We start from the raw sequence: 13609 nt of genomic DNA, 5'->3' as shown, positions 1-13609 counted from the left end.
TGTTTAATGGGACTTGTGTTAGAAACTATAATTTATTGCCATTGATATACTACTATTTTTTTCAGTTGTGGTCACACTCGGGTTATTATCACTTTGGTAATTTACTCTAAAAAACAAATCATGTATAAATTCATATTGAATCTGTGCTTGTACATAACTATATTTATTATTTGTCCCCCATAAAAATGGATAACTAGTAGTAAAATCTGTCTGCTGGGCTCCTGAACCTATCGCTCCTTTTCTTATATAATTGTATATAAATTTAACGTCTAGTCCTCTAATAACTCTATAATGTAATTGAGCAAAAAGCTGGTCAGCATTAGGCCCAATCCAATGCCCTAGGTTATAATTACTATTTTCAAAAGTCTGGGCTTGTATAAAGTGGATATACGTAAAAGGCTGTATTTTAGAATATTCAAGCGTTAGATGTAAATTATTAATTGGAAAATCTGATATACTTGCTCCTACTTGATAAGCTGTATGATTTCTATTATTACGCTCGATTGCATTGCCACCAGTTAATGAAAGTTCCATTTCATCAACAAATAAACTAGCATATAGATGTGTTTTAGGAATATGATTTCTTGAACTAAGCTGTAAAAAAAACTGCGAATTAGATATGGTATTCGTTGCATTTTGCCCGCTTGTTGCTTCGCCTAGGTAGTGATTCATTCCTGAAAACAGCGCAATTGGTATCAAATAAGCAATTTTAATATTATCATTATAAATAGCAGATTCCCCTAGTGAAATGCTTAATCCTTTCGTTGGCTTAAGTGTAAAAGCATGGAAAGCTAAGTATTTACCACGATAGCCAAATTGATTGACTGACTTAAGGGATGTTTTATAAATAGATGAAGAGTCTATTAGATTAGAATTTAACCAAGCATGTACATATGTAAAGCTAACCCATTTTGCAGGATTAATATCTAATCGAACTTGAGGGTAAGTTGGAGCTTTATCCGACAAAATTATCTTCCCACCTGCTCCGTATCCATAGTCTAAAGCATTTTTACCTAATGTAGCACTTCCCCATTTCCATTTTGCTGTTACTGATGCATTAATGGTACTATAATCAAATCTTTTACCTCCAACTAACAAATCGCCTATTCTACCGGGTTCTGCATTAAAGTTTCTTAGATAATCATAGCCTGGGAATAAATTATTTAACTGATTATTACGAAAATCAACACTATATCCAATGCTTTTTCCTAAATAACCATACACCCAAGCTCCTATCCAACGCTGGTTAATAGTAGTGCTATTAATATTTTCTAATTGATAGCCTATTACAGGTTGAAGATTAAATGAGAATTGTTTGTCTTGATAAGTTACAATTCTAAATCTATCTTGCTCGTTAGTATGGAAAAAGCTTTTAAAGGGTTTGTCTACTGATATTTCTTTAGTCAGATTTCGTTCAATAGTATATTCTTTAAGATAAAATACTAATTCTTCCTTTTCTAAACTTGTTAATAAGTCATGATGATTATCTAGGGAATCTAACTTACCACTAATGTAAGTTCTTGACAAAGGAAGTGTAACATCGTTTAAGTCTATTACACCTTTCTGAGCTAATCTAGATAAATAGCTATAAACTGTTTTATAAGTAGGCTCATATACTATTTGTGATTTTACTTGAAAAGTAAAACAGAATAGTAATAACCAGAAAATTGACAGTTTAGTAAATATTTTCATCAAATCGGATATTTTTAGTATTCTAAAAGAATTTTTATAAGCTAAATTAACCTTGATTAAACTCTTTTTAATGTAAAAATACGTATTACTCTATTCAATTAACAATTTGCAAAACCTCTTTTAATAAAACAAATTATTACATTAGATAAAATCAAGTACATATATTTTTATTTTCAATCAAATTATCTAGTATAGACATTGATAGCTACTTACAAAAATCTTTACTATCAATATAAAAACGATAGTTTACATCTTTAATCAAAGTATCTCTTTTGTAAAATATCCAGCCTTGTGCTGGGTTTGGCGAGGCTCTGATTGAATAAGTACTGCCTACTTTTAATTTATAGGTACTTCCAGAGCGTTGTGTTCTGGTTAAAGTCATTAAATCTCTCCAATCGCTCGCAGCAGCCCCTTTGGGTTGAAATTGAATATCAATTTTCACTGGTACTGCTGGTTCATTTACTACTTGTCCTTTAGGGCATTCTATAATCAATTCTACATTTACTGGTTGTGGCGGAGGAGCAACAATGTTAACCGGTATTGTTTTCTCGTCACACAAATCAAATGGTTGAGATTGAAAAATTGGTTTTGATAAATCTCCACCAAATTGATTATTAAAATTATATACTTGCAAATATACAGTATTCTTTCTTCTACCGGCTAAAGAATACAAAGCTCCATTATTCAAGCTAATATATAAATCTCCAACATTTCTACCTGAGCTAACTTCTACTAAACGACAATAATGATAAATATCTAATCCATTATTTTGGCTAGTAACTTTAATTATTGGTCCTTTCACACATACTGGAATCATTTCCCCTAAAGCATAGTATGTTAGTGCAGTGATGTTTGAACTTACATATAATTTACCATTGCTATTTTTTTTAATGATTGGATTACCTAACATTTTCCAAACATTATTGATATAACCCCAGAATGGTATGGCATCTCCTTCTTTTAGAATTTGTCCATTTGTATGATAACTATTATTACTAATCTCAATACTTACGCTAGTACTCTTTGAAAGGTTGCTTCCCTCATCAAACTTATCGTTCATGGCTTTTAAGGAAAAAAAGCCATAAGGTACTAATTCAAAAGGTGGTATTTCTTTATTATCTACACCAACTGCCTGATAGATAGTATAATTAGAAGGAACAAAATCTCTTGCTATATTTTCAAAATGTGTTAATATGTATGAGAATTGCCCTGATAACTTTTCAGTATTGGGGGCTAACAAATTTGTTCCTGCATTTAAAACAATACTAACCTGTTCATTTTTCCCATTTGTCTTTAACGTAGTGGTAGTAGATTCAACATTTGTACTTTCTATTTTTTTAACATCGACACTCATCCCTTTAGGTAAGTTACTGATGTTGAACATTCTAATCGTTTTGTTAATATTAGCCGTATTAGTCAAGGTTATATAATTAATATCGGTTAGATAACCTTCTAAGCTAGCAACTACTTTTATATTAGCTGGTCGTTTTACGTAATCAGGGGCAATAGCTATACCTAATAAACCTTCGCGACTAATATTAATTTTTTTATTGCCCACCGAGCTCACAATTCCTTCTGCATCTTCCCCTAAAAAGGTGAATTTTATTTGCTTCGGTACTAGTGTGGTATCATTTGCTACAGCATTTTTATACGTTAAATTAATAGCAGATGAAGTAAGCGGATCTTTTATCTTAATAGACACGTCTTCCAAAGGATTATTACAAGCATATAAGGAGCTTATAATAAAAATCAACATTATGGAATATCCAAAGAATTTCATTTTTGATTTTAGGACTTTGTTACTACTACAATAAAGATGAATAAGATGCTTTAAATTATAAAATCTGTTAATCTATTGTTTAGTCTTAGTAATTCTGTACTTTAACTTAAAGTTAATAAATGGTAAAAATGAATAGTCTTTTATATTTCTTTCGATAATTGGAATAAGTTCATCAGCATTAGTCGTATCAAGAACACCAAAATACTTACTAACGATTTTTGGTTTTCCCATGTAGTAACAACCTAATTCAAAGTTGAAGCCAACTCTTCTTCGAGGAACAACCCTACCAATGCCTAATCCTACAAACGGTACAACTTTATTCCAATTGATTTTTAAATTAATTTCTCCAAAATCCTCTGCATTTACTTCTACTCCTTCAATGTTTATACCCGTGTCAGTATCTATAAAAGACGATACATTAAAGTTGTATATGTAGCTAGTTCCAAACAATAGATGGAAACTACTCTTTTTAAAAGGGTAATAGTCAGCAGCTAAGAAAATTTGGTTGAATTTTAAATCAGGTTCAACATTAATAGTTGATTTACTATTAAGATCTACTTTGAAACGATTATGGTATTGTAAGTAACTAGTACCAAGTCTACAAAAAAAACGATTATTTTTTGAAATGTTAGTAGCTACTTCAATACTAGGACCAATTGTACCTACTGATAATCCTATTGAAACATTATGTTTATGAACGTTTGTTGAGTCGTATATCGCATAAACACCTTCACTCCTGCATAGATAAAATGCAAAAAGAAATAGCATGAAAGTTAGATAGCGTTTAGACATATTAAAGAATTAAAATCTCAAGTAATTAGATGAAACTTAGAATTTTTGCATTCTTCTAAGTCAAAAGTAAGAACAATTTTCGATTTTCATATAAAAAAATTATTAAGCGGTATATTTTATCTGAAATATATTATTCAATATCAAAATAGTAATATAAATATTATCTATAACGCACCAAAATAGTTCTATTCAAAATATTATTCGTTATTTCCTATTTAAAACAAAACTTATTCATTGCCTTTATTCAAAATACCTTTAATAAAGTAATCAACTATACAAAAGGTATTCATTAGATTTTGTATAAAACATAAACTATTTCTTTTAAAACATCCATTTAGATGACATCTTTTCACAATTGCATTATTCTTGATATTAAATAGCCTTATTAATATTTTCGAAAATTGTACTTCTTCAAGATTCCTTTCTAGGAAAGTGAAACTATAATGGCAAGCTAAAAAAAATGATTTAGAAAATGAATTTCTATCATTACTGTTAATAATTATAAAATATAAGCAGCGTATTTATTCCTCTTAATATCTGGAAGAATAAATAAAAAAAAGAAAAATAGGGTGGGTAAATTAAAAGAATATAGGATAAACAGGGAGATAGAAATAACAAACCCACCCAAGAAACAAACTTAGGTGGGTTCATAATAGTATTTCAGTTGAAACACAGTATAGCTTTAACATTGAACAATCGCTAAAGTGTTCATATGTTTAAATTTTATCGCCATTTCGCCATTGTTCAACTGTTGGAAACCAGATGGATTGGTATTCGGCATAACGTTGAAGTTCATAATGGTCTTCTGCAAATTGATTAGACCTTTTGGTAAAAGTAAAATTCACTTCTGAATATTGGCTGTTACGTGTATATGTCCATACTTCTTTGTCTTTAGTCCGTGTAATTCTGGTTGGGTCGCCCATTACGATATATACCATTCCTTTATCAGTTTTCCAGCCTTCTTTATAGCTTGTAAAAAGCCTGTTAGCTTGTTCTACTCTTTGATAGAAAGACTTGATTGTCCTTTTTGCCGTTCCTTGGTTTCCTTGCATGATATTGAGCCAATAATTATCTAACGAGCGCTTAGGGTCTTTAGAATTATACAAATCGCTTGTTTCAGCATTTGTACTTACATAAATCAAAGGTCTTACAAGTTTCTCTGGACGGGTAATTTTCGGGAATCGCTTATCTGCCACTACCATCCCTATCCCATAAGATTCTGTGGTATCTCTTGTAAAATAATAAAGTGCATCACTCTTTAGGGTAATGGGCTGATTAGTTACCACCGTAAAAGAAGAATCTACATAAAGGCTTTTTGTAGCCGCTCTTGGCGTAGTCGACATCGGCGAAATAGCCGCTTCAAATTCATAGCGATATTTAAACACTTTAAACGTCTGCTCTTTGCCTGAAAGGCTTTTTAACATAACAGTGTCTTGCACCGTGAAATAATTTCGTGCAATGGGTGTTTTTCCGTTTTTACTGAAAAACATAAAATAATCGCTTGATTTACCCGATTGGAATCTGAGGAAACAATCATTTAAGATTTTATTTCCTGTCCTTAAATCTCTTATTTCAGTAAGAGCCAAACCTGTTAGTAAATCTTTGGGTTTAGGAATATCAAACCAAACAGTTAATAATCCTCCTTCCTGACTAGCATTTTCGGTAGTAATAGCTACATTACCGTTCCCCAAACTTGTTTGTTTTGAATTATAATCTGGATAAAGATTATAGGCAATTGCAAAATCTTTGGTTGCTTCTGCCAACGTAAATGTTCTATCAATATCAATACTTAAAAAAACCCTTACTGACGTACCATTATCTAAAAATCTACTTTTACTTAAAAATCTTTGTAAAAGCACTTTGTTATCACTTTGTTCTTTGCCTTTTTTAGGTGAAGTGGGGCTACAACCTGCTAAAAACATTATAATCGGTATAATAAGAAGTATTTTTTTCATCAGTTTAAATGAATAGCTACTAGCTTGTGCGCTAATTGCATTGATAAATATTAGAAATGTTGACACAAATAAAAACGTCAATTAATTAGATGCTATAACGAAGTTTTGAGTTTATAACGAATTCAATTTAACAAGTATTTTCCTGATGTCAAGCAAATGCCTTAAATTTGGAATAAAATTAAAAATTATTTTTATTTAAAATATTTCCAATCGGAAAAGTAATTAACTAAAAGCTAATAGTAGGCTTTATAAAGGATTGATTACGAGCTTATTATTACTGAAACATAAAAAATTCAAAGATTTTAAAGTACAACATTCTTTTTTACTCAATATCATGTATAAAACAACCGAGATTGCTTCTTCAGAAATTATTTCAGATAATCCTGTTCATCAACGATTATTATTCCCTTACATTGAAGCCGCTAAAATTGTTTCTGGAAACTTATTAGAAATTGGCTGTGGAACAGGAAGAGGAGTGGCTGTTTTGGCTCCGTCTGTTTCAAACTATACAGGCGTTGATAAAAATGAGCCTTTGATGAATCAATTGACGGCTCAATACCCTGCGTTCAAATTTATCGATATGTTTTTACCTCCATTGAAAGGATTGGCCGATAATACTTTTGATTATATAGTTACTTTTCAGGTAATCGAACACATAGAAGACGATAATGAATTCATCAAAGAGGCTCATAGAGTATTAAAACCGGGTGGAAAGCTTATTTTGACAACCGTTAATAAGAAGTACTCGCTTTCAAGAAACCCTTGGCATGTAAGAGAATACCTAGCTTCGGAACTTAAAAATCTTATTATCAAGCATTTTGCCAGTATCAAAACACAAGGGGTGCATGGTAATGAGAAGGTGATGAGCTATTATGAAGAAAATAAACGCTCTGTAGAAAAAATTACCCGATTTGATATTTTTAATTTACAGTATCGTTTGCCTAGATGGATGTTGCAGATACCTTATGATATTGCGAACAGAATGAGTAGAAATCTTATCCAACAATCAGATAATCAACTAGTAACAGGAATTACGTACCAAGATTATTTTTTATCTGATGATGCAGAGGAATGTTTTGATTTTTTTTATATAGCAACTAAATAAAATTTGTAAAAAAAAGTTCTATATTGCATTGTGCTTAATGATATAAAAAATTAGGCACAATTCTTTTTTGTTAAGATTAACAAAAGGATTATTCTTATCCGCCGCTGAGTTAAAATCCAAAAATCTAACAAATTAATTATCAATGGTCAAAACCAGTTTTTTTAACCAAGTAATAGGCATCTTATTATTGGGTTTTATTTTATTTGCATTTACGCCATCAAATAAAATTAATCGATTTGTATTTAATGTAGACTATGAAAAAAAAGTACAAGTTGGCGATGATGTAAGCTTTATCTTCCGTGTCGGAGATAATGTGCATAGAGTAAAAGTATATTCTGATAATAAAAGTTTAGGCACAGCTATGGTCGAATCGAACAAGGCCGTATTCAGGTTCCTTTTCAGTTATCCGGGTGTCAAACAATTAAAATTTGTTGGAATATCTGCTAGACATGATACTGTCAATGTATCATACGGACAAATCGTAGTGTCTGGGAAAACATTTGATAATAACGTCACAATTCTTGAACGCAATAATACAGGTAGGAATAATAAGCTATCTGCATCTATTGATGATAATCTATCTCGTGATAGAATGCTACCGAGTTATCAATATTCAGATAATTTTACTACTTCCTTCAAGTTCCCTCCTACTCCAAATGAAGACCCTATTCTGGGAACTAACCAAAATGTTTATACAACAGCCATTGGACACCCTACGGCTGACGAAGCTCGTAATTTCATTTTGGACATAAGTCAAGATGCTCAGTATTTATCTCAAAAGTATCAAGTTCCTGCCAGCATAATCATTGCAATGTCTGCCTTAGAAAGCGGTTATGGCTTTAGTCGAAATGCAATATACGCTAATAACTTCCTTGGCATCAAACAATGGTGGGGTAATCCTTCTAATGCCTATCAGTTGAAAGGACAGCCTGATGAACACCAAGGAAAAGTAGGTATTATAAGAGTTACTGACAATGGACAATATATTTATGATGAAGAAAATCGTCCTGATAACTGGTACAAACGCTTTAATTCGAGAAGAGATTGTATGACTTTTTTGGTAGAAGAAATTTTCATGCACAAAACAGGGCAATGGAAACGTGATTATAGCGATATTCCTAAATTTTATAGAGGACAATTAGAAGCAGGGGTAGAAAAATATTCAGCAGCATATACTTTTGTTTATTCAATTGGCGAGAAAGGGTATTCTCATAAAGGTGGTAAGTATTATGCCGATAGAGTGATGAAGTTAGTTGATAAATATAATTTAATCGCTTATGATTAATTTAGAGCGTGTTTTAATAATCTACGCTCTAAACTAATCAGTTTGTCTATAAATCAGCGATATAAGCTTTCCCTCCTAGCCCTCTCATTTGGCGTGTGATAAAGCTGGTTCTTCGTTGAACATACTTTGAAGGATTCGTAATTGAAAATTTATTAGGACTTGGCAAAACGGCTGCGATTCTCGCAGCTTCTGTTCTAGTGATTGATTTAGCACTGTGCCCATAATAGCGCAAGGATGCGGCTTCAACCCCAAAAGTCATTTTCCCCATTTCAGCCACATTCAAATAAACTTCTAAAATTCTTTGTTTGCCCCACACGATTTCTATTAAAAATGTAAAATACACTTCTAATACTTTTCTGACATAGCTACGTCCTTGCCAAAGAAAAACGTTTTTAGCAACTTGTTGCGAAATAGTACTTGCTCCTTTTATTTTTTTTCCTTTTAAATTGTAGCGAAAAGCGCCCCACATCGCGTTGAAATCAAAACCAAAATGCTGAGGAAATAGCTGGTCTTCAGAAGCTACTACAGCCAAGGCTGCCTCTTTAGATATATTTTCATAAGGTTCCCAATCTGAATGAATTTCCGAATCTCTTCCGTTAAACAAGGCCGTTACTTTACGGTCTATCATAGTGGGTGTTACCCAAATAGGAACAAACTTTAATACCAATACCCATGCTAAAGTAATGGAGATAAAGTAAATCACGAATTTAATAAAAAGGGAAGCTATATATTGAAAAATGGGATGGCGTCTATTAAATATCCCAAAGGTCTTCCAGGAAGATTGAAATAAATTGGGGTTTAAATTTGAGTTCTCTTCTGGCGGAGGAGTTCTGAACGTATTTTTTGCCATGTAATATCACGATTAATTTTTATTAACGATCTATTCCTTTCTATTTATCCATCAATAAGCAGTAGGTAGAAAGGATTATAATACAAATTTACGATGTTTCGTAGAAACGTATTTCTGATTAATAAAAAAGAGTTTAAAATTTAAGCAATAAATAAATCTGAGGCAATTCTATCTACAAACAATTTCCCTTTTTCCGTAATCAACAGCGTATCATCTTTAAGATAAATTAGTTTTTCTACAAACTGACCTGCAAGTATATCTTTTTGATAATCAAGAAAATTATTTCCTAACAATTGATTGAGCTTTTCTACATCACATCCCCACTTCGTTCTCAGTCCTGTGAGTAAATATTCATTGATTCTATCTTCGTTAGTCAGCAACTCGATGGTGGTTGGAACAAGACCTTTCTCTAACGATTTTAAATATTGAGCATTATTAGAAATATTATATTGGCGACTTTGATGGTTGAAACTATGAGCCGAAGGGCCAACTCCTAAATATTCTTCTTGTTTCCAATAACTAGTATTATGCCTTGCATATTGATTATTCCGGGCGAAATTAGAAATCTCATATTGCTCAAAACCATTATCAGCTAAATGTTTGACTAATATTTCGAATTGTTGACTAGCAAATTCATCATTGATTACTTCAATCTTTCCTTGTTTTAGCCATTTCCCAAAAACAGTTTTAGGTTCTATTGTCAAGCAATAGGCAGAAATATGATTAAGCCCTAGGTTAGTAGCTTTCAGCAAATCATTTTCAAAAATAGCATGACTTTCTGATGGAATAGCATAGATTAAATCGACGGTCAAATTATGAATACCGCTATCTTGAGACAACTTAACACAAGTTTCTGCTTCTTGAGCAGTATGAATCCTATTGATTTTCTTTAGATGATTTTCATTAAATGATTGAATCCCAATACTCAGTCGGTTAATCCCAAATTGCTGAAAAAGCATTATTTTATCTTTTGTCAAATCATCAGGATTGGCCTCTAAAGTAATCTCTGCTCCCTCATTTACGCTAAAACATTGATAAATCGTTTCGAAAATCAAGGCTAAATCATGCTCATCCAACAATGAAGGTGTTCCTCCACCGAAGTAAATAGTGTCTAATTGTTTATGTTGAAGATAATCTCTTTGAAGTTTTATTTCTTGGCAAATCGCTATGATGATTTCCCTTTTTAACTTTAACGAAGTGCTAAAATGAAAATCACAATAATGACAAGCTTGTCGGCAAAAAGGAATGTGGATATATAAATGCAAGTGTCTACAGCTTTAAAGATAACAACTTTAAGGCAATTAAATTTTTATATAATATTGAAGCTGTTTAAACTTTCCCTTTCGGGTTAAACTAAGTCTTTTAGAATAGCTTGTTCCAAAATTTACTCAACGTAGCAATGCTATGCTTCCCAAATTTTGAAAAAATCAATTCAAAAATACATTACTTTCACCTTAGAAACGGAAAGTTTAAACAGCTTCATTAATTACTCTGGCAAAAAGGTTAAATAGCTCAAGTCTTTTTCTTGAAACATTTCGTTGGCTAAATCTTGCAATTGACTAGCCGATACTTTCTTTATTTGCTCAAATAAATAATCAAGACTATCTATTCTATCAATGTCTAAAAGGCTTTTGGCCATCATCAGCATGAAACTCATATTCCCTTCTTCCGACATCGCCATTTGCCCCATCAATTGGTCTTTGGTATTTTGTAGTTGCGTTTTTGTTAAGGTAATATCTCTCAACTTTTTCAACTCTTTCAAAATCAAATCGTTTACTTTATTCAATCGTTTTACTTCGGTAGCAAAATAAATCCCCCAATATCCTGTATCAATAAAAGGCGTATAGCCAGCATCAATGGCATAAACCAACCCATTGCGTTCGCGTATAGCTAGATTCAACCTTGAATTCATCCCAAACCCTCCTAATAAATTGACCAACATAAAGAAAGGCAATCGCTTATCGTCAGCCAAGGCAAATGATGTTCGTCCGATGGCAACGTGGGCTTGCGTAATACTTCTTGTAATGCTGATATTCTGAGGTTTATAATCTGCTGGAGGAATCCTGATTAAATTGGAAGATTTAGCAGGAATATCTTTTAAAAACTTCTCAACCAACTGTATTACTTTTTTAAAAGGCAAATTACCGATAGACGAAAAAATAACGCGTTCAGTATCCAAGTTTTCAGCGATAAAGTCGAATAAATCTTTTTTATTGAAATTTGAAACGCTTTCTTGATTCCCCAACGTATTTTTCCCCAATTGGTGATTAGCAAAGACAATTTCATCAAAATCATCTTGAATAGCATCTTCTGGTGAATCATAATACATTGCCATTTCTTCTAAAATAACGCCTCGCTCACGCTCTACTTGTTTATCTGGAAAACTAGCATTAAAGGTAATATCTGCTAATAATTCTAACGCACGTTCATAATGAGGCGTCAGAATAGAAGCATGAAAACAGATTTTCTCTTTCGTTGTATAGGCATTCAACTCTCCTCCAACTATTTCTAATCGGTTGATAATCTGTAATGAAGTACGCTTTTTAGTACCTTTAAAAGCCATGTGTTCCCAAAAGTGAGCCAAGCCTTGTTGATGAGCTTTCTCATCACGGCTCCCCATATCTAACATGATTCCAATGTGAGAAATTGCTGTATGCGTTACTTGTCGATGTACTACTCTAATGCCATTCGATAATCTATATTCTTGTATTTCTAACATGCGTATCATTTACGAGCAATTTTATAAATAATATATTGCTCGTTTTTTATAAAATATAATCTAATTTAAATACAAAGTTAAGTAATTTTAAGCCTTGTTATATCATAAAACAAATAGTGTTAAAATATTCGTTCATAGCATGGTATGCTAGTGAGATATAGCTATTATTTACGAAACAAATCATTCTCATTTTTATTTAACCCAATTCAAGGTAATTTTGTGCAGAAATCTATGAAATTTATTTTCATTTGATTCAAAAGTTAAAACAAATCACTATCCACCAATTATTTAATAAAATGAAAATCGGTTTTGATGCTAAAAGAGCTTTCAACAATAATACGGGTTTAGGAAATTATAGCCGATTTATCATTGATGCTCTATTAAAATATAACGCTGAAGATACTTATTTTGCCTACACGCCTAAGGTAAACACAGCTCCCTTTACAGAAAAATACCTGAAGACTCCCTCCCTTAATTTCACTATCAGAATGCCAACTTTCAAAAAACTGAAATCTTTTTGGAGAAGTTTTTTAATTACCGCTGACTTAAAAAAAGATGGTATTGAAGTGTTTCATGGGCTTAGTAATGAACTACCTATTGGTTTAAAAAGAAACAATATCAAGGCCATCGTTACCATCCACGACTTAATCTTTGAGCGTTATCCCAATTTATACCCCGCCTTTGATAGGTTTATTTACAAATTAAAATTCAAGAAAGCTTGTCAATATGCAGATTTGGTTATCGCTGTTAGTGAACAAACCAAACGGGATATTATTGAATACTATCAAATTAATCCAGAAAAGATTGCCGTAGTCTATCAAGATTCGGATAATGTTTTCAAGGAAAAGCTTAGTGAGGAAGATATTGAAGCAAGTAAAGCTAAATACAATATTCATAAAAAATACCTCCTCTGTGTAGCTACTATTACTGAACGAAAAAACCAATTATTACTCGTAAAAGCATTCCATAAATTACATCTTTCAGACTATGAGTTAATATTGGTAGGAGGAAAATCAGCCTATCAACAACAGCTTGAGGATTATATTTCGGAATATTCACTTACAAATGTTAAAATATTCAACAAAGTTCCTTTTGCAGACTTACCAGCTTTGTATCAAGGGGCATCTTTGTTTGTTTATCCTTCGATGTTCGAAGGCTTTGGTATTCCAATTCTAGAAGCACTCCATTCGGGGGTTCCTGTCATTGGGGCTACGGGTTCATGCTTGGAAGAAGCGGGGGGGAAAGGTGCTTTATATGCAAACCCAACAGATGTAAATGACTTGTCGAGCAAGATTTTGCAAGTGTTATCCAACAAAAAAATGCAAAAACAAATGGTTTTAGATGGACAACAACACATCGCCCAATTTTCGGCTGAAAACATAGCCTTGCAATTACAATCACTTTATCAGCGTGTTTTATCATAACAATCTT

Annotated in this window: 10 protein-coding genes; 3 read left to right on the top strand and 7 right to left on the bottom strand. The window is 32.2% G+C overall.

The window, feature by feature from the left end; genetic code table 11:
* Nucleotides 1-18: 18 nt before the first annotated feature.
* The 4 genes from J2Y60_RS23435 to J2Y60_RS23420 all read right to left on the bottom strand — a co-directional run bounded on the left by J2Y60_RS23435 (nucleotide 19) and on the right by J2Y60_RS23420 (nucleotide 6219).
* Nucleotides 19-1692 carry a capsule assembly Wzi family protein gene (locus J2Y60_RS23435; RefSeq protein ID WP_309924350.1) on the bottom strand — a complete coding sequence of 558 codons (1674 nt, stop codon included), beginning with the start codon at nucleotides 1690-1692 and terminating at the stop codon, nucleotides 19-21.
* A gap of 205 nt (nucleotides 1693-1897) precedes the next feature.
* Complete coding sequence (locus J2Y60_RS23430) at nucleotides 1898-3448, bottom strand: hypothetical protein (RefSeq protein ID WP_309994769.1); 1551 nt, start codon at nucleotides 3446-3448, stop codon at nucleotides 1898-1900.
* Between the two features lie 96 nt (nucleotides 3449-3544).
* Nucleotides 3545-4264: a hypothetical protein gene (locus J2Y60_RS23425; RefSeq protein WP_309924344.1), complete on the bottom strand. Its 720-nt coding sequence runs from the start codon at nucleotides 4262-4264 to the stop codon at nucleotides 3545-3547.
* Nucleotides 4265-4980: 716 nt separating this feature from the next.
* Nucleotides 4981-6219: a GWxTD domain-containing protein gene (locus J2Y60_RS23420; protein WP_309924342.1), complete on the bottom strand. Its 1239-nt coding sequence runs from the start codon at nucleotides 6217-6219 to the stop codon at nucleotides 4981-4983.
* A gap of 334 nt (nucleotides 6220-6553) precedes the next feature.
* Between J2Y60_RS23420 and J2Y60_RS23415 the strand changes: the two genes are divergently transcribed.
* Nucleotides 6554-7324, top strand: a complete 771-nt coding sequence (locus J2Y60_RS23415; protein ID WP_309924340.1) for a methyltransferase domain-containing protein — start codon at nucleotides 6554-6556, stop codon at nucleotides 7322-7324.
* Nucleotides 7325-7466: 142 nt separating this feature from the next.
* On the top strand, nucleotides 7467-8609 hold the full coding sequence (locus J2Y60_RS23410) for a glucosaminidase domain-containing protein (RefSeq protein ID WP_309924337.1): 1143 nt from the start codon (nucleotides 7467-7469) through the stop codon (nucleotides 8607-8609).
* Between the two features lie 46 nt (nucleotides 8610-8655).
* Here J2Y60_RS23410 and mtgA read toward each other — a convergent pair whose 3' ends face one another.
* The 3 genes from mtgA to J2Y60_RS23395 form a co-directional block, all read right to left on the bottom strand.
* Nucleotides 8656-9459, bottom strand: a complete 804-nt coding sequence (mtgA, locus tag J2Y60_RS23405; protein ID WP_309924335.1) for a monofunctional biosynthetic peptidoglycan transglycosylase — start codon at nucleotides 9457-9459, stop codon at nucleotides 8656-8658.
* Between the two features lie 140 nt (nucleotides 9460-9599).
* Entirely contained in the window at nucleotides 9600-10724 is a 1125-nt protein-coding gene (gene hemW / locus J2Y60_RS23400) for a radical SAM family heme chaperone HemW (RefSeq protein ID WP_309924332.1), read from the bottom strand.
* A 221-nt stretch (nucleotides 10725-10945) separates the two neighbouring features.
* Nucleotides 10946-12178 (bottom strand): pitrilysin family protein, encoded by a 1233-nt coding sequence (locus J2Y60_RS23395; protein WP_309924423.1) that lies wholly within the window; start codon nucleotides 12176-12178, stop codon nucleotides 10946-10948.
* 296 nt (nucleotides 12179-12474) lie between these two features.
* Between J2Y60_RS23395 and J2Y60_RS23390 the strand changes: the two genes are divergently transcribed.
* Nucleotides 12475-13602 carry a glycosyltransferase family 1 protein gene (locus J2Y60_RS23390; protein WP_309924329.1) on the top strand — a complete coding sequence of 376 codons (1128 nt, stop codon included), beginning with the start codon at nucleotides 12475-12477 and terminating at the stop codon, nucleotides 13600-13602.
* Nucleotides 13603-13609 lie beyond the last annotated feature (7 nt).

Source organism: Arcicella sp. BE140 (genome assembly GCF_031456255.1).
GTDB lineage: Bacteria > Bacteroidota > Bacteroidia > Cytophagales > Spirosomataceae > Arcicella > Arcicella aquatica.
Note: the sequence above shows the minus strand (reverse complement) of the source record. Positions and strands in the feature narration are given on the sequence as shown.

Coding starts and splice junctions, on each gene's coding strand:
- J2Y60_RS23435 (WP_309924350.1), bottom strand. CDS start 1,692: ATGAAAATATTTACTAAACTGTCAATTTTCTGGTTATTACTATTCTGT.
- J2Y60_RS23430 (WP_309994769.1), bottom strand. CDS start 3,448: ATGTTGATTTTTATTATAAGCTCCTTATATGCTTGTAATAATCCTTTG.
- J2Y60_RS23425 (WP_309924344.1), bottom strand. CDS start 4,264: ATGTCTAAACGCTATCTAACTTTCATGCTATTTCTTTTTGCATTTTAT.
- J2Y60_RS23420 (WP_309924342.1), bottom strand. CDS start 6,219: ATGAAAAAAATACTTCTTATTATACCGATTATAATGTTTTTAGCAGGT.
- J2Y60_RS23415 (WP_309924340.1), top strand. CDS start 6,554: ATGTATAAAACAACCGAGATTGCTTCTTCAGAAATTATTTCAGATAAT.
- J2Y60_RS23410 (WP_309924337.1), top strand. CDS start 7,467: ATGGTCAAAACCAGTTTTTTTAACCAAGTAATAGGCATCTTATTATTG.
- mtgA (WP_309924335.1), bottom strand. CDS start 9,459: ATGGCAAAAAATACGTTCAGAACTCCTCCGCCAGAAGAGAACTCAAAT.
- J2Y60_RS23395 (WP_309924423.1), bottom strand. CDS start 12,178: ATGTTAGAAATACAAGAATATAGATTATCGAATGGCATTAGAGTAGTA.
- J2Y60_RS23390 (WP_309924329.1), top strand. CDS start 12,475: ATGAAAATCGGTTTTGATGCTAAAAGAGCTTTCAACAATAATACGGGT.